Source organism: Rhodococcus sp. M8 (assembly GCF_015654185.1).
GTDB lineage: Bacteria > Actinomycetota > Actinomycetes > Mycobacteriales > Mycobacteriaceae > Rhodococcus > Rhodococcus aetherivorans.
In genome coordinates, this window is the sequence record NZ_CP064065.1 from 4,576,899 (window position 1) to 4,595,196 (window position 18,298).

Sequence of the window (18,298 nt, forward strand, 5' to 3'; positions counted from 1 at the left end):
GGACTCCTCGGGACGACCACGATGATGACCGCACTATCGAAAGGACCGGCCGGCCGGGCCGAACCTGTATGAACCGCAAGACAGTGTTCCGTAATCTGGCGATCGTCGCCGGCATCCTGTTGGTCATCTACGCCTTCAGCTACTTCGGCGACGACACCCGCGGTTTCGCCAAGGTGGACACGTCTGTCGCGATCGCCCAGCTCGACGCGAACAACGTCAGCCGGGCGCAGATCGACGACCGCGAGCAGCAGGTCCGCCTGTGGCTGAAGAGCGGCAACGAGGCGACCGGGGACAACACCGAGATCCTCGCGAAGTACCCGGAGTCGGCGTCCGAGCAGATCTTCGACAAGGTCGCCGGCGCGGGCCTCGAGAAGTTCGACACCACCGTCACCCAGGAGAGCTGGCTGACGTCGATCCTGCTGTTCGTGCTCCCGATGATCATCCTGCTCGGGGTGTTCTTCTTCGTGATGAGCCGCATGCAGGGCGGTGGCCGCGGCGGCATGATGGGCTTCGGCAAGTCCAAGGCCAAGCAGCTGTCCAAGGACATGCCCAAGACCACGTTCGCCGACGTCGCCGGTGCGGACGAGGCGGTCGAAGAGCTGTACGAGATCAAGGACTTCCTCCAGAATCCGGCGCGCTACCAGGCCCTCGGCGCGAAGATCCCGAAGGGCGTGCTGCTGTACGGACCTCCCGGCACGGGCAAGACGCTGCTCGCCCGCGCGGTCGCCGGCGAGGCCGGTGTCCCGTTCTTCACCATCTCCGGTTCGGACTTCGTGGAGATGTTCGTCGGTGTCGGCGCGTCCCGCGTGCGCGACCTGTTCGAGCAGGCCAAGCAGAACAGCCCGTGCATCATCTTCGTCGACGAGATCGACGCGGTCGGCCGCCAGCGTGGCGCCGGCCTCGGCGGGGGCCACGACGAACGTGAGCAGACGCTCAACCAGCTGCTCGTCGAGATGGACGGCTTCGGGGACCGGCAGGGCATCATCCTCATCGCCGCCACCAACCGTCCCGACATCCTGGATCCGGCCCTGCTGCGTCCGGGCCGGTTCGACCGGCAGATCCCGGTCAGCAATCCCGATCTCGCCGGGCGCCGGGCGATCCTGCAGGTGCATTCCAAGGGCAAGCCGCTCGACCAGAACGCCGACCTCGAGGGGCTGGCCAAGCGCACGGTCGGCATGTCCGGTGCCGACCTGGCCAACGTCGTGAACGAGGCCGCGCTGCTCACTGCGCGCGAGAACGGCACCGTCATCACCGAGGCCTCGCTCGAGGAGTCGGTGGACCGCGTGATCGGCGGCCCGCGGCGCAAGAGCCGCATCATCAGCGAGCACGAGAAGAAGATCACCGCCTACCACGAGGGCGGGCACACGCTCGCCGCCTGGGCGATGCCGGACATCGAGCCGGTCTACAAGGTGACGATCCTCGCCCGTGGCCGCACCGGTGGTCACGCGATGACCGTCCCCGAGGACGACAAGGGCCTGATGACCCGCTCGGAGATGATCGCCCGCCTGGTGATGGCCATGGGTGGCCGCGCCGCCGAGGAACTCGTGTTCCACGAGCCGACGACGGGTGCCTCCTCCGACATCGACCAGGCCACCAAGATCGCCCGGGCGATGGTCACCGAGTACGGCATGAGCGCCCGCCTCGGCGCCGTCCGCTACGGGCAGGAACACGGCGATCCGTTCCTCGGCCGCTCGATGGGCGTGCAGTCCGACTACTCGCACGAGGTGGCCCGCGAGATCGACGAGGAGGTACGCAACCTCATCGAGGCCGCGCACACCGAGGCGTGGGCGATCCTCAACGACTACCGCGACGCGCTGGACCTGCTCGCCGGTGAGCTGCTCGAGCACGAGACCCTCACCCGCAAGGACCTCGAGCGGATCCTCGCCTCCGTCGAGAAGCGGCCACGGATCACCGAGTTCAACGACTTCGGTGGACGCACGCCGTCGGACAAGCCCCCGATCAAGACGCCGGCCGAGCTGGCGAAGGAACGCGGCGAGCCGTGGCCGCCGGAAGCGGTGCGCCCGTCCTTCACCAAGCCCGCCCAGCCGCAGCCGCAGCCCGCGGCGCCGACGAACGGGCATCCGGCGCCGGTGCCGGCGCCCGCCTCGGAGCCCCTGCCGGGCTTCGGGCAGCCGCCGCACCCGGGTGGGCCGCGTCATGCGACCCGGCCCGACTACGGCGCGCCGGCCGGCTGGTCGGCACCCGGTTGGCCGCCGGCCGAGTCCGAGCAGCCGCCGCAGAGCACCTATCCTGGGTATCCGCAATGGACCCAGCCCGCGCGCCCGGCCGACGACGACGAGCGGCAGACCGGTAGGAACGTGGCTCCCGAGCCACCGCCGACACAGCCGTGGGAGGGGCCGACCGGTCCGCGCTGAGCCCGAGTCAACGAGAGTGGAGGTACGGTCTGGTGTCGGTGAATCACCTGGATTCCGAGACGGATTCCGCGTCGATCGGCGGTGACGGCGAGGTCCTGCGCAGCCTGGAATCGGGCCGGGTCTTCGATCAGGCCCGCGCGGAGGCGGCCGTCCGGGAACTGTTGATCGCGGTGGGGGAGGACCCCGAGCGCGAAGGTCTGCTCGACACCCCGGCCCGCGTCGCGCGGGCGTACCGGGAGATGTTCGCCGGCCTGTACACCGATCCGGACTCGGTCCTCGACAAGACCTTCGACGAGGGCCATCAGGAACTCGTCCTGGTGCGTGACATCCCGATGTACTCCACGTGCGAGCACCACCTGGTCTCGTTCCACGGGGTCGCGCACGTGGGCTACATTCCCGGCCGCACCGGCCGGGTGACCGGGTTGTCGAAGCTGGCGCGGGTGGTGGACCTGTACGCCAAGCGCCCGCAGGTGCAGGAGCGGCTGACCAGTCAGATCGCGGATGCGCTCGTGCGCAAGCTCGATCCGGTCGGGGTGATCGTCGTCGTCGAGGCCGAGCATCTGTGCATGGCCATGCGGGGCATCCGCAAGCCCGGGGCGAGCACCACCACCTCGGCGGTGCGGGGGCTGCTGCAGTCCAACTCGGCGTCGCGCGCCGAGGCTCTGGATCTGATCCTCCGCCGGTGAGCGCGCTCCCGAACCCCGGGCGCCCGGTGGTGATGGGCGTGCTGAACGTGACCCGGGATTCGTTCTCGGACGGTGGCCGGTACCTCGACCGCGACGCGGCGATCGCGCACGGTCTGGAACTGCGCGACCTCGGCGTGGACATCGTCGACGTCGGCGGCGAATCCACCCGTCCCGGAGCGGCCCGGGTCGACCCGGAGGTCGAGGCCGGGCGCGTCGCGCCGGTCATCGCCGCCCTGAGCGCCGCCGGCATCCCCACGAGCGTCGACACCATGCGCGCGTCCGTGGCCGAGGCCGCGATCGAGGCCGGCGTCACCATCGTCAACGACGTCTCGGGTGGGCGCGCCGACTCCCGCATGGCCGCGGTCGTGGCGTCGGCAGGCGTGCCGTGGATCCTCATGCACTGGCGGCCCGCGGGCGGCTTCGTGCACGCCGGCGGGTCCACCCACTACGACGACGTGGTCCGGGAGGTCCGCGATGAGCTGAGGGTGCAGGTGGATGCCGCGCTCACGGCAGGCGTGGAGCCGGCGAACATCATCCTCGATCCCGGACTCGGTTTCGTGAAGGACGCCGACCACAACTGGGAACTGCTGCACCGGCTGCCCGAGCTGACCGAGCTCGGCTACCCGGTGCTGATCGGCGCGTCGCGCAAGCGGTTCCTCGGGTCCCTGCTCGCCGCCCCCGACGGCACGATCCGGCCACCCGGCGGCCGCGAGGTGGCCACCGCGGTCGTGTCGGCGCTCGCGGCCGAGCGCGGGGCCTGGGGGGTGCGCGTGCACGATGTGCGGGCGTCGCTCGACGCCGTCGCCGTCGTCGGCGCGTGGCAGCGCGGCAGTGCGGCGGGAGGACCGGCGTGAGCGACCGGATCGAACTGCGCGGACTGCGCGTACGCGGCCACCACGGCGTGTTCGACCACGAGAAGCGCGACGGTCAGGACTTCCTGATCGACATCGTCGCGTGGCTCGATCTCGCGCCGGCCGCGGCGAGCGACGCCCTCGACGACACCCTGCACTACGGCATCCTTGCCGAGCGGGCCGCCGCGATCGTCGCGGGCCCGTCGCGGGACCTCATCGAGACCGTCGCCGGCGAGATCGCCGCCGACGTCCTCACCGATCCGCGGGTCACCCGGGTCGAGGTCACCGTCCACAAGCCGTCGGCGCCGATCCCGCTCACCTTCGCGGACGTAGCGGTGGTGGTCGATCGCACCCGGAGCGGCTCGTGAGCCGGGTGGTGCTGTCCATCGGGTCGAACATCGGGGACCGGCCGGCGCACCTGCGCTCGGTCACCGAGGCCCTCGCCGACCGGATAGTGGCCGTGTCGCCGGTGTACTCGACCGCGCCGTGGGGCGGGGTCGAGCAGCAGGACTTCCTCAACGCGGTCGTCGTCGCGGAGGACCCGTCGCTGGACTGCCGCGGCTGGCTCGAGCTGGGCCGGCAGCTCGAGGCCGCCGCCGACCGGGTCCGGGAGCAGCGGTGGGGCCCGCGCAGCCTCGACGTCGACGTGGTCACCTGCCACGACTCGGACGGCAGCGAGGTGCTCAGCGACGATGCCGAACTGACCCTGCCGCATCCGCGTGCCCACCTGCGCGCCTTCGTGCTCGTCCCGTGGTGGGACGTCGAACCCCAGGCGACGCTGACGGTCGACGGCACGCGACGGCCGTTGACGGAGTGGCTCGCCGCTCTCGACGTCGACGAACGCGAAGGGGTGCGCCGCACCGAGTACCGGCTGGAGCCGCCGCGGTGATGAAGGCGACGCGTATCCGGGACCTGCTGGCGCTGGCGGTGCTCGCCGCCGTCGCGGCGTGGTTGCTGGCGCGCGGCCTGTACGGCACGTTGCCGCCGATCCCCGTCTACGCGGGGGCGTCGCTGTACCCGGTGGCGATCGTCGAGGTGGTGCTGGCGTTCATGATCCGTTCCCGGGTGGGCAAGCACGAGATCGGCGACGGGCCGCACCAGTTGCATCCCATCACGGCGGCCCGCGCGGTGGCGCTGGCGAAGGCGTCGGCTCTGGTCGGGGCGGCCAGCGCGGGCATCTGGGCAGGATTCCTGCTGTACCTGGTTCCGCAGCGGCCGGTGCTGCAGGCCGCAGTCGAGGACAGCGCCGGGGTGATCGTCGGGCTGCTCGCCGGCGTGGCGCTCGCGGCTGCCGCGCTGTGGCTCGAACACTGTTGCCGGACACCGGAAGACCCGGACGAGCCCGCGACCTGACCGGGGCGGCGAATCCTGTGCGCTCGACTCTCGGGACCCGGCGGCCGCGCCCAGTAGTCTGGAACGCATGGGGACTCCGGTGCGAACGAGGAAGGGCCGTCGGTCACGGCGCAGCGCGAGTTCTGTGATCGTGGCGGCGCTGCTCGCCCTGGCGTTGATCGCGTCGCTGTTCCTGGTCTTCAGCGACAGCGTCCAGCTGCTGCGCGTCGGTCTGGTCGTCGCGTTGTGGGCCGCCACCGTCGGCGCGATCGCGATGACGAAGTACCGTCGCGAGTCCGCGCTGGACCGTGCCAAGGTCCGGGATCTGCAGACCGTGTACGAGTTGCAGCTCGAACGGGAGATCGCGGCGCGGCGCGAGTACGAGCTGACCGTCGAGGAGAAGGTCAGGTCGGAGCTGCGGATCGATGCCGACCAGATGGCGGCCCTGCGCGCCGAGCTCGGTGCCCTGCGCCGCAACCTCGAGGTGCTCTTCGAGGGCCGGCTGCCCGAGGACCGCGCGGCGTTGTGGGCGGGCCGGGGACAACTGCAGGAGCTCGGCGGCGGGAACTTCCGGGTGACGGCCGCGCCCCGTCCGGCAGGCCCGTTCTTCGCCTCGCCCGACGACGAGCCGGTGACCGCCGAGACCACGGTGGTCACCGACGGCGACACGACGACGGCCGTGCCCCGCCGGCCGGCGGGCGCGACGGCCGCTCCCGGCGGATCCGAGGACACGGAACGGCGGGACCGGACCGAGCCGGAGGAACCGGCCGAACCGGAGGGCCGGGCCGAGTCCGGGTCGCAGCCGGAGGAACCCGAGGAGCAGGCCGAGGCGGACGACGACGCCGAGCCCACGGGCCGACGCGCCCGGCGACGGCGGCCGGACGGTGCCGGCGGCGAGGGGGCACACAGCCAGGGCCGCACGGTCGCGGAGATCCTCGCCGCCCTGTCCGCCGAGCGCTGAGCGTTCGCCGCGCCGGGTGAGGCGCAGATCACGTTCCCCGGCCATGGCCGGGGTTGCTCGGGCCGCGCTATTGTCGGTCGGAACGTCTGGTACCCGCCGAGCGGGACTGGAACGAACGAGAGGACTCCCGTGACCTCCTTCGGGATCACAAACGAGCCTGCGCCTGCACGACTGACGGTCGGAATCGTTTCCGCCGGGCGGGTGGGCACGGCGATCGGCGCGGCACTCGAACGCGTCGGCCACCTGGTCGTGGCCTGTTCCGCGGTATCCGAACTGTCCAAGCACCGCGCCCGCACCCGGCTTCCGGACACCGAGGTTCTCCCCGTCGACGAGGTCGCCGCCCGCTGCGACCTGCTGCTCCTCGCCGTTCCGGACTCGGAACTCGGCTCGCTCGTCCGCGGGCTCGCTGCCACCGGCTCCGTCTCGCGCGGCACGATCGTCGCCCACACGTCCGGCGCGAACGGCGTCGGCATCCTCGCTCCGCTCACCGAGCAGGGCATCGTGCCGCTCGCCATCCACCCGGCGATGACCTTCACCGGCCACGACGAGGACACTGCCCGGCTCGCCTCGGCGTGCTTCGGCATCACGGCTGCCGACGACATCGGCTACGCGATCGCCCAGTCCCTCGTGCTCGAGATCGGTGGCGAACCGGTGCGCGTCCGCGAGGAGCGGCGCGCGCTGTACCACGCCGCGCTCGCGCACGGCAGCAACCACCTCGTCACCCTCGTGGTGGATGCGGTGGAGGCGCTGCGGGTGGCGCTCGAGGGTGACGAACTGCTCGGCCAGCAACTCGTCGACGACGCGCCCGGCGGTGTCGCCGAGCGGGTGCTGCAGCCGCTGTTGTCGGCGGCCCTCGACAACGCGTTGCGCCGCGGGCCGTCGGCGCTGACCGGACCCGTCGCCCGCGGCGATGCACAGGCCGTGGCCACGCACCTGCGGGTGCTCGGGGAGGTCGATCCCCGGATCGCTACCGGATACCGCGCGATGTCCCTGCGATCCGCGCAGCGCGCCGGAGCGAAACCCGAACTGATGGAGATCCTCGAAGGGGCTGATCACGGTGAGTGAAACGCAACAGGGCGGCTACGTGCGCGGCGAACTGACCGTGCACCACGACCCCGCCGCCCTGACCAAGGTCACCAAGGCGCTGCGTGGCGTCGGCCGCACGGTCGCCCTCGTGCCGACGATGGGCGCCCTGCACGCCGGTCACCTGGAGCTCGTGCGGCAGGCGAAGCTCACCGGTGCCGTGGTGGTGGTGTCCGTCTTCGTCAATCCGTTGCAGTTCGGGGCCGGTGAGGATCTCGACGCCTACCCGCGCACCCTCGACGCCGACCTGGAGCTGCTGCGGGAGGCCGGCGTCGAGCTGGCGTTCGTGCCGTCGGTGTCCGCGATGTACCCGAAGGGCCGGCGGACCGTGATCCACCCGGGGCCGCTGGGGGCGGAGCTCGAGGGTGGCAGCCGCCCGACGCATTTCGCGGGGATGCTCACGGTGGTGGCGAAGCTGCTGCAGATCGTCGCCCCCAATGTCGCCTTCTTCGGCGAGAAGGACTACCAGCAGCTCGCCCTGATCCGGCAGATGGTGGAGGACCTCAACTTCGACGTCCGCATCGTGGGCGTGCCCACGGTGCGTGAGCAGGACGGGCTGGCGCTGTCCTCACGCAACCGCTACCTGGATCCGGAACAGCGCCGGGTCGCCACCGTGCTGTCCGCGGCGCTGGTCGCCGGGGCGCACGCCGCCGCCGGCGGTCCCGAGGCGGTGCTCACCACCGCGCGCGAGGTGCTCGCCGCCGCGCCCGAGGTGGAGCTGGACTACCTCGAGCTGCGCGGCGTGGACCTCGGGCCCGCGCCGGAACGCGGCGACGGCCGGCTGCTGATCGCCGCGCGGATCGGCACCACCCGGCTCATCGACAACGTCGGTGTCGCGATCGGCACCGGATTCCTCGAACGCGAGACCGGCCCGGTCGACGCGTCCACCCCCGACGACCTGCTCACCCGCCGATAGCGCGACCGGCCCGAAAAAGCTGAGGAGACACCATGTTCCGCACGATGATGAAGTCGAAGATCCACCGCGCCACGGTGACCCACGCCGATCTGCACTACGTGGGTTCGGTAACCGTCGACCAGGACCTGATGGACGCTGCCGACCTGCTCGAGGGCGAGCAGGTCGCCATCGTCGACATCGACAACGGCAACCGTCTCGAAACCTATGTCATCGCGGGCGAGCGCGGCTCCGGCATCATCGGGATCAACGGTGCGGCAGCGCGTCTCGTGAGTCCCGGTGATCTCGTCATCCTCATCGCCTACGGCGTGATGAACGAGCAGGAGTGCCGCGACTACGACCCGCGCGTGGTGTTCGTCGACGCGGACAACCGGCAGGTCGAGCTCGGCAACGATCCGGCGCACGCGCCGGAGGGTTCCGGCCTGATCACCCCGCGCATGCTCGCCACTCTCGACTCCGGTTCGTTGGTGTAGCAGTGCTCCTCGCTGTCGACGTCCGGAACACGAACGTCGTCCTGGGTTTGTTCACCGGCAGCGGCTCGCACGCGAAGCTGTTGCGGGACTGGCGGATGCGCACCGATCCGCGCATGACCGCCGACGAGCTCGCGCTCATCTTCCGTGGTCTGCTCGGCGGGTACGCCGACCAGATCACCGGCGTGACCGCGTTGTCCACGGTGCCGTCGGTGCTGCGCGAGATCCGGGTGATGCTGAGCCGCTACTGGGAACACGTGCCGCACGTGGTCGTCGAGCCGGGTGTGCGCACCGGGGTGCCGCTGCTCGTCGACAACCCCAAGGAGGTCGGCGCCGATCGCATCGTCAACAGCCTTGCGGCACATCACTTCTACGACCGGCCGTGCATCGTGGTCGACTTCGGGACGTCCACGTGCGTGGACGTGGTCTCGGCGAAGGGCGAGTTCCTCGGCGGCATCATCGCCCCCGGCATCGAGGTGTCGATGGACGCGCTGGCCTCCCAGTCCGCGGCGCTGCGCAAGGTGGAACTGCTGCGCCCGCGCGCCGTGGTCGGCAAGAACACCGTCGAATGCATGCAGTCCGGTGCGGTTTTCGGATTCGCCGGGATGGTCGACGGGCTGGTGCGCCTGGTGCGTGCCGAGCAGCGCGGATTCGAGGGTGACGACGTCGCGGTCATCGGGACCGGCGACCGTGCGCCGTTGATCATGCCGGAGTCCGAGACGCTCGAGCACCACGAACCGGACCTGACGCTGGAGGGCCTGCGCCTGGTGTACGAACGCAATCTCGCACGGCGCGGCGCCCGATCCGCCGCTGTGGGTTCCGCCCGCCGCGATCCTGTGCAAGAATAGTCGCCGTGATCCGCTGCATGAGCGCCCAGGAGTGTTGTCGAGGCTGACGTCCGCCTCGATCGTTCACACATACCTGGAGTCACCCTCATGCGCACTGCGCTTGCTGCATCCTTCGTAGCCGCACCCGTTCACACTCTCCCGCTCACCACCGAGCGCACCTATCCGGCCGGGCTGGCTGCGACCGTCTCGCGCGGCGCGGTGGTCGTCGACATCCGCACCCACGCCGAACGCGCGGTCCAGGGCACCCTGCCCGGGGCGCTGGCCATCTCCGCCGAGCTGCTGCCCCGGCGCCTGCATCCCACCAGCGACGAGCGTCTGGCGGTGGCCGTCGACCGCGACGTCGAGTGGGTCGTGGTCTCGGCCTCCGGCGCGGAGACCGACGCCGTCGTCGCCGCGCTGCAGGCGCTCGGGCTGCGCCGCGTCACCGGCCTCGTCGGCGGGTACGCGGCCCTCGCGGCGGCCGGGGCGACCGATGCGATCGCCGCGGCCCCGCACGTCGAGGACGACGTGGCGCGCGTGACCGCGCACTGACCCGGCGGGCGCCGGCGCCCCGGGCACCTCGGCCCTGCGCAGGCGCTGGTCCTGCGCAGGCGCTCGAGGCGGTCCGATAGTCTGGTCACCCGTGAGTGATGCACCCGTTCAGCAGTCCGACGACACCCCCGAGCAGATCCGCATCCGCCGCGAGAAGCGCGAACGGATCCTGGCGCAGGGCAAGGACGCGTACCCCGTCGTCGTGCCCCGCACTCACACCCTCGCGGAGATCCGGGAGAAGTATCCGGACCTCGAGCCCGACACGACGACCGGGGAACAGGTCGGCGTCGCGGGCCGGGTCATCTTCTTCCGCAACACGGGCAAGCTGTGCTTCGCCACGTTGCAGGAGGGCGACGGCACCCAGTTGCAGGCGATGATCAGCCTCAACGGCGTCGGCGAGGAGTCCCTTGCGGCGTGGAAGCACGACGTGGACCTGGGCGACTTCGTGTTCGTGCACGGCGAGGTGATCAGCTCTCGGCGCGGCGAGCTCAGCGTCATGGCGGACTCGTGGCAGATGGCCGCCAAGGCCCTGCGGCCGCTGCCGGTGGCGCACAAGGAGATGAACGAGGAGACCCGGGTCCGGCAGCGCTACGCCGACCTGATCGTGCGTCCCGAGGCCCGCGCCAACGCCCGCATGCGTGTCGCGGTGGTGCGCGAGTTGCGCAACGCGCTCGAGCGGCGCGGCTTCCTCGAGGTCGAGACCCCGATGCTGCAGACCCTGCACGGCGGCGCGACGGCCCGTCCGTTCGTCACCCATTCGAACGCCCTCGACATGGATCTGTATCTGCGCATCGCGCCGGAGCTGTTCCTCAAGCGCTGCGTGGTGGGCGGCATCGAGAAGGTCTTCGAGATCAACCGAAACTTCCGCAACGAGGGTGCCGACTCCACGCACTCGCCCGAATTCGCGATGCTCGAGACGTACGAGGCGTATGGCACGTACGACGATTCGGCGACGATGACCCGGGAACTCATCCAGGAGGTGGCGATGGCGGTGTTCGGCACCCACGTCGTCACCCTCGCCGACGGCACCGAATACGACCTCGGCGGCGAGTGGAAGACGATGGAGATGTACCCGTCGCTGTCGGCGGCCATCGGAACCGAGGTCACGCCCGACACGTCGCTGGAGGAGCTGCACGCCCTCGCCGATCGGGTGGGTCTCGAGGTCCCGGAAGGCAAGGGCTGGGGCCACGGAAAGCTCGTCGAGGAGTTGTGGGAGCACCAGTGCGGCGACCAGTTGCACGAGCCGACGTTCGTGCGGGACTACCCCGTCGAGACCTCGCCCCTCACGCGGCAGCACCGCAGCAAGAACGGCGTGACCGAGAAGTGGGATCTGTACGTGCGTGGTTTCGAACTCGCCACCGGTTACTCGGAACTCGTCGACCCCGTGATCCAGCGGGAGCGGTTCGTCGACCAGGCGCGGCTCGCCTCGGCCGGTGACGACGAGGCGATGGTTCTCGACGAGGACTTCCTCGCGGCGATGGAACAGGGTATGCCTCCGACGACCGGAACCGGCATGGGAATCGACCGTTTGCTGATGGCGCTGACGGGCCTCGGAATCCGGGAAACAATCCTGTTCCCAATTGTTCGCCCGGCGAGGTAATTGATCGCATTCGTTTTCCGTATTGCCATGAATTGATTCCCGGGTATTGTTGTCTCGTACCGCGGGGGGCCGCGCTTCTTCATTCGAGAGGATTTGCAGCACATGGCAAAGAAGGTCACCGTTACCCTGATCGACGACGTGGACGGGGAGACGGCGGCGGACGAGTCCGTGGAATTCGGGCTCGACGGAGTCACCTACGAGATCGATCTGTCGGAAGACAACGCGGCCAAGCTCCGGGAGGAATTGGAGTTCTGGGTCACTCATGCCCGCAAGGTGGGTGGCCGTAAGCGCGCGAAGGTCGTGCCCACCGCGCCCGCTCCCCGCAAGTCTTCTCGCGGCGGCACGGACCGGGAACGTACCGCGGAAATTCGGGAATGGGCCCGCAACAACGACATGCCCGTCTCGGCCCGAGGCCGTATCTCCGCCGAAATCATCGAGGCTTACAACAAGGCGCACTGAGCCGGAAGCGCTGCCTTCCGTCCGACCGAGGCGATATCCGCGACAACTGTCGCGGATATCGCCTCGTCGTCGTGCCTCGCGGAATTCTTTGCTATTCGTTCGAGAAAAGAAACGGTCGGTCGGAACGGGGCGCCGCCGGAAGTGGAGACAGTCGGGAATCGGAGACAGTCGGGAATCGGAGACAGTCGGGAATCGGAGACAAGGGTCACACCCGCTCGGTATCCCGTCCGTCGCGGCGGAAACGGCGGTATCCCCGGGTAGCGTGTCGGCCATGGGAGAGCGGATTGCCGTCCCGGGTGAGACGTGCTGGCGGGTCGATCGTGCCGATCGCCTCGCCTGCATTGTCGACGCCGCCGACTATTTCCGATACGCCAAGTCGGCGATGCTGCAGGCACGGCGGCGGATCCTCCTGATCGGGTGGGACTTCGACACGAGGATCAAGCTCGAACCCGACCGGAAGACCCTCGAGGGCCCGAACCGGCTGGGCGCATTCCTCAAGTGGCTGCCGCACCGGCACCCGGATCTCGAGGTGTTCCTGCTGAAGTGGAACATCGGCGCATTCGCAGCCATCGGGCGCGGGATGACACCGGTCTTCGTGCTCAACTGGATGAGCGACCCGCGGCTCCGGCTCGAAATCGACGGCGCCCATCCCGTGGGAGCGGCACACCACCAGAAGATCATCGTGATCGACGACGCCGTCGCGTTCTGTGGGGGCATCGACATGACCGTCGATCGCTGGGACACCAGCGAGCATCCCGACCACAGCCGCTACCGGCGGGAGCCGAACGGCCGTCGGTACGGACCGTGGCACGACGTGACGACCGCGGTGGACGGCGCGGCCGCCCGCGCGATCGGCGAACAGGCTCGCGCCCGGTGGAAGGCGGCAACGGGGGAGGACCTCGAGCCGGTCGACACCGGGCACACCATCTGGCCCGACGGGCTGCGCCCGGCCCTGCGCGACGTCGATGTCGCCGTCGCACGGACCCTCCCCGAACTCGGCGACCGGGCGGAGGTCCGGGAGATCGAGGCCCTCTACCTGGCGGTGATCGCCGGCGCCCGCCGCACGCTCTACCTGGAGAGCCAGTACCTGGCGTCCCGGACCCTCGCCGAGGCCCTCGCGAAGCGGCTGCGGGAACCGGACGGCCCCCAGATCGTGCTGGTGCTGCCGCGCAACGCCGAGGGCTGGCTCGAACAGAAGGCGATGGACGGCGCCCGCCGCAAGCTGCTGCACCTGCTGTGGAACGCCGACGTCCACGGCCGGTTCGCCGCCTACTACCCCGTCACCGCGGGCGGGGCGCCGATCTATGTGCACGCCAAGGTCGTCGTCATGGACGACGTGCTGCTGCGCATCGGCTCGTCGAACCTGAATAACCGGTCCCTGGGCTTCGACACCGAGTGCGATCTCTTCGTCGAAGCGGACCACGAGGGCGACCACATCAGCCGCGCGGTGGTCGAGATGCGGGAGCGCCTGCTGTCCGAGCACCTCGGGGTGTCCCCGGCCGACGTCGCGTCCGCCGTCCGGTCCGAAGGTTCGCTCGTCGCCGCGGTGGAGCGGTTGCGCGGAGCCGGTCGGACCCTCGCGCTCTTCGAGCCGGGCACCGTCGCCGACGAGGACAGCCCCCTCGCGGAGAACGAACTCGTCGACCCGGAACGCGCCCCGCAGCGCATCGGACGGCGCATTCGCCAGCTGATGCCCCGCTGAGCAGCGTGTTCGCTGCTGGCGTACACGGAGGCGGGAACGCCGTGCCGACGTGCAGCGTTACCCCTCGTGACCGGAGTTGCCGCCGGCGCCGATCGGGTGGAGGGGCAGCGCCTCGAAACGGCGGCAACTAGAGTGTCAAGTGGGGTCGTGGAACCTGGTTCCACTCGACGACTCGAGTGCCGGAGCGAAACGCGGCAGCCGGGTCCGGAACGATCCGCGTACCGGACCTGTCGGCCGGAGAGTGTGAGGGAGTGCGATGTTCGAAAGGTTCACCGATCGCGCGCGGCGCGTCGTCGTCCTGGCTCAGGAAGAGGCCAGGATGCTCAACCACAACTACATCGGCACGGAGCACATTCTCCTGGGCCTCATTCACGAAGGCGAGGGCGTAGCGGCCAAGTCGCTCGAATCTTTGGGGATCTCCCTCGAAGGCGTCCGCAGCCAGGTCGAGGAGATCATCGGCCAGGGACAGCAGGCCCCGTCGGGCCACATCCCGTTCACGCCCCGTGCCAAGAAGGTGCTCGAGCTCAGCCTGCGTGAGGCGCTGCAGCTCGGACACAACTACATCGGTACCGAGCACATCCTCCTCGGCCTCATCCGCGAGGGCGAGGGCGTCGCGGCACAGGTGCTCGTCAAGCTCGGTGCGGACCTGAACCGGGTGCGCCAGCAGGTCATCCAGCTGCTCTCCGGGTACCAGGGCAAGGAGCCCCAGGAATCCGGCACCAGCCGTGGCGAGGCCGGCACCCCGTCGACGTCGCTGGTGCTCGACCAGTTCGGCCGCAACCTCACGCAGGCCGCGCTCGAGGGCAAGCTCGACCCCGTCATCGGTCGCGCCAAGGAAATCGAGCGCGTCATGCAGGTCCTGAGCCGCCGCACCAAGAACAACCCGGTGCTCATCGGCGAGCCGGGCGTCGGCAAGACCGCCGTCGTCGAAGGCCTGGCGCAGGCCATCGTCAACGGCGAGGTCCCCGAGACGCTCAAGGACAAGCAGCTGTACACCCTCGATCTCGGTTCGCTGGTCGCGGGCAGCCGCTACCGCGGTGACTTCGAGGAACGCCTGAAGAAGGTGCTCAAGGAGATCAACAGCCGCGGCGACATCATCCTGTTCATCGACGAGCTGCACACGCTCGTCGGGGCGGGTGCCGCGGAGGGCGCCATCGACGCGGCGTCGATCCTGAAGCCGAAGCTGGCGCGCGGCGAGCTGCAGACCATCGGTGCCACCACCCTCGACGAGTACCGCAAGTACATCGAGAAGGACGCCGCGCTCGAGCGCCGGTTCCAGCCGGTGCAGGTGGGCGAGCCGACGGTCGAGCACACCATCGAGATCCTCAAGGGCCTGCGCGACCGGTACGAGGCGCACCACCGCGTGTCCATCACCGACAAGGCGCTGGTCGCCGCGGCGAGCCTGGCCGACCGCTACATCAACGACCGCTTCCTGCCGGACAAGGCGATCGACCTCATCGACGAGGCCGGTGCGCGCATGCGCATCCGCCGGATGACCGCGCCGCCGGACCTGCGCGAGTTCGACGACAAGATCGCCGACGCGCGCCGGGAGAAGGAGTCCGCAATCGACGCGCAGGACTTCGAGAAGGCCGCGAACCTGCGCGACAAGGAGAAGCAGCTCGTCGCGCAGCGCGCCGAGCGCGAGAAGCAGTGGCGCGCCGGTGATCTCGACGTCATCGCCGAGGTCGACGAGGAGCAGATCGCCGAGGTCCTCGCCAACTGGACCGGTATCCCGGTGTTCAAGCTCACCGAGGAGGAGACCACCCGTCTGCTCCGCATGGAGGACGAGCTGCACAAGCGGATCATCGGCCAGGAGGACGCCGTCAGGGCTGTCGCCAAGGCGATCCGGCGTACCCGCGCCGGCCTGAAGGACCCGAAGCGTCCCGCCGGTTCGTTCATCTTCGCCGGCCCGTCCGGCGTCGGTAAGACCGAGCTGTCGAAGGCGCTCGCGAACTTCCTGTTCGGCGAGGACGACGCGCTCATCCAGATCGACATGGGCGAGTTCCACGACCGGTTCACCGCGTCGCGGCTCTTCGGTGCCCCTCCGGGCTACGTCGGCTACGAAGAGGGCGGCCAGCTCACCGAGAAGGTGCGCCGCAAGCCGTTCTCCGTGGTCCTGTTCGACGAGATCGAGAAGGCCCACCAGGAGATCTACAACACCCTCCTGCAGGTCCTCGAGGACGGCCGCCTCACCGACGGCCAGGGACGCACGGTCGACTTCAAGAACACCGTGCTGATCTTCACCTCGAACCTCGGTACCGCCGACATCTCGAAGGCGGTCGGCCTGGGCTTCACCAAGGGCTCCGGCGCCGAGTCGAACTACGAGCGGATGAAGCTCAAGGTCAACGACGAGCTGAAGAAGCACTTCCGGCCCGAGTTCCTCAACCGCATCGACGACATCATCGTCTTCCACCAGCTCACGCAGGATCAGATCATCCAGATGGTGGACCTGATGATCGGCCGCGTCGAGGTGCAGCTGAAGAACAAGGACATGGGCATCGAGCTCACCGAGAAGGCGAAGTCGCTGCTCGCGAAGCGGGGCTTCGATCCGGTCCTCGGCGCCCGGCCGCTGCGCCGCACGATCCAGCGCGAGATCGAGGACCAGCTCTCGGAGAAGATCCTCTTCAACGAGATCGGCCCCGGCCAGATCGTCCTGGTCGACGTCGAAGGCTGGGACGGCGAGGGTGCCGGAGAGAACGCGAAGTTCACCTTCACCCCGAGCGAGAAGCCGGCCGCGGTGCCCGACACCCCGGCGGTGGCCCTGGCCAAGGACGCCGAGTAGTCCTGCTCCGACGAACGCCGACGGGCGGCACCCACTGCGGGTGCCGCCCGTCGGCGTTGGTGTGTCCGGATCAGCGCCGCCAGGCCGCGGTGTCCCGCCCGGACCAGTTCGCGAGCCGCTCGACGGGGCTCGCGTCCGGCGCCGGCTCGACGGCCGCGCCGAAGGGAACCCGTCCGCCGCGCACGGAGGCGGGGATCTTGCTGCGCGCGACGACGAACGCGGCCTCCACGAGCACCGGATCCGGCTCGGCCGGCAGTCCCGTGGCGACGGCGAGATCCCAGCCGTGCACGAGGGCCTCGTTGAGATTGCTCAGCACCGCGGCGCGGCCGGGCACCGTTCCCCACGGCGCGACGACGGGCCGGTCGAGCAGGTCGTCGTCGCTCCACACCTTCCGGTAGTGGGCCTGCGCCCGCTCGAGTTCGGCGCGCCACGCGTCGTCGGGCACGCCGGTCAGGAACTCCGGAACGCTCAGCGGGTCGCCGTCGCTGCCGATCACGCGGCCGCGATCGACGGTGGCGACGAGGTGGCCGAGCAGCGCGCGCACGTCGTAGTCCGGGCAGGGCGTCGGGTCGGTCATCTGCTCGGGGCGGACCTCGTCGATCAGCGTGGCCACCCACGCCAGGGCGTCGCGGTAGAGGGGACGGGGGTCGGACGCGGTTCTCATGTCGGGCCTTTCGGTCGTGTGGTTGCTGCCGGACACGATCCTGCGCGCGAAACACGACACCTTCTGTCATGTATTTCTGGGAGAGTTCGGCAGGTGCGAGCCGATCGGTTGCTGTCCCTGGTCCTGCTGCTGCGACACCGCGGCCGGATGACCGCGCCCGCGATCGCCAGGGAACTCGAGGTCTCGGTGCGCACCGTGCTGCGCGACGTCGAGGCCCTGTCGGCGGCCGGGATCCCCGTCTACGCCGAACGCGGACGCGACGGCGGTTTCGCGCTGCTCCCCGGCTTCACCACCGACCTGACCGGCCTGACCGTCGACGAGGCGACCGCCCTGCTCGCGGCGAGCGCGTCGGCCACCCCCGACTCGCTCGGCATGGCCTCCGCGTTCGCCTCCGCGATGCGGAAGGTGACCGTCGCGCTGCCCGAGGCGCAGCGCACCGCCGCCGCGCGGGTCGGGGAGCGGATCGTCGTCAGCTCGTCGGGGTGGGTGGTCGATCACCGGCGGGACGAGCACCTCGGCGTCGTCCAGCAGGCCGTGTTCACCGATCGCCGCCTGCGCATCCGCTACCGCTCCCGTGGCGCCGAGGCGCGGTGGCGGACGGTCGACCCGCTCGGGCTGGTCAGCGCGGCGGGCCGCTGGTATCTGGTGGCGCTGCATCGCGGCGCCGAACGCACCTACCGCCTCTCCCGCATGGAACGGGTGCAACCGCTCGACACCGCGGCTCACCGCCCACCCGACGTCGACCTCGCCCGGATCTGGCAGCGGCGCCGCACCGAGTTCCGGGCCGGTCTGGGCACGGTCACCGCCGCGGTGCGGATCCGGGACCGGCGCCGGGAAGACCTCGCGGCGATCGCGATCCGCGTCGTCGCGCAGCGGCCCACCGGCGACGGCTGGTGGGAGGCCGAGGCGGAGTTCGGCGGGGCCACCCACGCCGGCGCCGCGATGTGGCAACTCGGCGACGACGCCGAGCTGCTCGGGCCGCCCGAACTCCGGGAGCAGGTCCGGTCGTCGGCCGAGCGCCTCGCCGAGCGGCACCGGTAG

18 protein-coding genes are annotated in these 18,298 nt (G+C 70.1%); 17 read left to right on the forward strand and 1 reads right to left on the reverse strand.

Features of this window, described 5'->3' with window-relative positions; all coding sequences use genetic code 11:
• Positions 1 to 68: 68 nt before the first annotated feature.
• The 16 genes from ftsH (at position 69) to ISO16_RS20810 (ending at position 16,593) form a co-directional block, all read left to right on the forward strand.
• Entirely contained in the window at positions 69 to 2,375 is a 2,307-nt protein-coding gene (gene ftsH / locus ISO16_RS20735; RefSeq protein WP_065923084.1) for an ATP-dependent zinc metalloprotease FtsH, read from the forward strand.
• 32 nt (positions 2,376 to 2,407) lie between these two features.
• A complete protein-coding gene (folE, locus tag ISO16_RS20740) occupies positions 2,408 to 3,061 on the forward strand; it encodes a GTP cyclohydrolase I FolE (protein WP_006930424.1) in 654 nt (217 codons plus the stop codon).
• A gap of 32 nt (positions 3,062 to 3,093) precedes the next feature.
• Positions 3,094 to 3,915: a dihydropteroate synthase gene (folP, locus tag ISO16_RS20745; RefSeq protein ID WP_072634314.1), complete on the forward strand. Its 822-nt coding sequence runs from the start codon at positions 3,094 to 3,096 to the stop codon at positions 3,913 to 3,915.
• Positions 3,912 to 4,280, forward strand: coding sequence for a dihydroneopterin aldolase (gene folB, locus ISO16_RS20750; RefSeq protein WP_072634222.1), 369 nt, complete (start codon positions 3,912 to 3,914; stop codon positions 4,278 to 4,280). Before folP ends, folB begins: the two co-directional genes overlap by 4 nt.
• A complete protein-coding gene (folK, locus tag ISO16_RS20755) occupies positions 4,277 to 4,801 on the forward strand; it encodes a 2-amino-4-hydroxy-6-hydroxymethyldihydropteridine diphosphokinase (RefSeq protein WP_050034528.1) in 525 nt (174 codons plus the stop codon). The genes folB and folK overlap by 4 nt, the downstream gene beginning before the upstream one ends.
• Positions 4,801 to 5,265 carry a DUF3180 domain-containing protein gene (locus ISO16_RS20760; protein WP_037200442.1) on the forward strand — a complete coding sequence of 155 codons (465 nt, stop codon included), beginning with the start codon at positions 4,801 to 4,803 and terminating at the stop codon, positions 5,263 to 5,265. Before folK ends, ISO16_RS20760 begins: the two co-directional genes overlap by 1 nt.
• A gap of 124 nt (positions 5,266 to 5,389) precedes the next feature.
• Positions 5,390 to 6,205 carry a DUF6779 domain-containing protein gene (locus ISO16_RS20765; RefSeq protein WP_006930401.1) on the forward strand — a complete coding sequence of 272 codons (816 nt, stop codon included), beginning with the start codon at positions 5,390 to 5,392 and terminating at the stop codon, positions 6,203 to 6,205.
• A gap of 129 nt (positions 6,206 to 6,334) precedes the next feature.
• Entirely contained in the window at positions 6,335 to 7,270 is a 936-nt protein-coding gene (locus ISO16_RS20770; protein ID WP_029540714.1) for a Rossmann-like and DUF2520 domain-containing protein, read from the forward strand.
• Positions 7,263 to 8,204 carry a pantoate--beta-alanine ligase gene (gene panC, locus ISO16_RS20775; protein WP_072634223.1) on the forward strand — a complete coding sequence of 314 codons (942 nt, stop codon included), beginning with the start codon at positions 7,263 to 7,265 and terminating at the stop codon, positions 8,202 to 8,204. Before ISO16_RS20770 ends, panC begins: the two co-directional genes overlap by 8 nt.
• A gap of 32 nt (positions 8,205 to 8,236) precedes the next feature.
• The gene (gene panD, locus ISO16_RS20780) at positions 8,237 to 8,674 is read left to right on the forward strand and encodes an aspartate 1-decarboxylase (RefSeq protein ID WP_029540720.1); all 438 of its coding nucleotides are present in this window, start codon (positions 8,237 to 8,239) and stop codon (positions 8,672 to 8,674) included.
• Between the two features lie 2 nt (positions 8,675 to 8,676).
• A complete protein-coding gene (locus ISO16_RS20785) occupies positions 8,677 to 9,519 on the forward strand; it encodes a type III pantothenate kinase (RefSeq protein WP_029540725.1) in 843 nt (280 codons plus the stop codon).
• An 87-nt stretch (positions 9,520 to 9,606) separates the two neighbouring features.
• Complete coding sequence (locus ISO16_RS20790; protein WP_072634224.1) at positions 9,607 to 10,050, forward strand: rhodanese-like domain-containing protein; 444 nt, start codon at positions 9,607 to 9,609, stop codon at positions 10,048 to 10,050.
• 91 nt (positions 10,051 to 10,141) lie between these two features.
• Positions 10,142 to 11,650 (forward strand): lysine--tRNA ligase, encoded by a 1,509-nt coding sequence (gene lysS / locus ISO16_RS20795; RefSeq protein WP_006930389.1) that lies wholly within the window; start codon positions 10,142 to 10,144, stop codon positions 11,648 to 11,650.
• Positions 11,651 to 11,752: 102 nt separating this feature from the next.
• The gene (locus tag ISO16_RS20800; protein ID WP_006930387.1) at positions 11,753 to 12,109 is read left to right on the forward strand and encodes a histone-like nucleoid-structuring protein Lsr2; all 357 of its coding nucleotides are present in this window, start codon (positions 11,753 to 11,755) and stop codon (positions 12,107 to 12,109) included.
• A 271-nt stretch (positions 12,110 to 12,380) separates the two neighbouring features.
• Positions 12,381 to 13,811, forward strand: coding sequence for a phospholipase D-like domain-containing protein (locus ISO16_RS20805; protein WP_072634225.1), 1,431 nt, complete (start codon positions 12,381 to 12,383; stop codon positions 13,809 to 13,811).
• A 256-nt stretch (positions 13,812 to 14,067) separates the two neighbouring features.
• Entirely contained in the window at positions 14,068 to 16,593 is a 2,526-nt protein-coding gene (locus tag ISO16_RS20810; protein ID WP_029540728.1) for an ATP-dependent Clp protease ATP-binding subunit, read from the forward strand.
• Between the two features lie 70 nt (positions 16,594 to 16,663).
• On the opposite strand, the gene ISO16_RS20815 is transcribed toward ISO16_RS20810, so the two are convergent.
• On the reverse strand, positions 16,664 to 17,257 hold the full coding sequence (locus ISO16_RS20815) for a TIGR03086 family metal-binding protein (RefSeq protein ID WP_072634226.1): 594 nt from the start codon (positions 17,255 to 17,257) through the stop codon (positions 16,664 to 16,666).
• A 93-nt stretch (positions 17,258 to 17,350) separates the two neighbouring features.
• Here ISO16_RS20815 and ISO16_RS20820 point away from each other — a divergent pair, with 93 nt between their 5' ends.
• Positions 17,351 to 18,298: a helix-turn-helix transcriptional regulator gene (locus tag ISO16_RS20820; protein ID WP_006930367.1), complete on the forward strand. Its 948-nt coding sequence runs from the start codon at positions 17,351 to 17,353 to the stop codon at positions 18,296 to 18,298.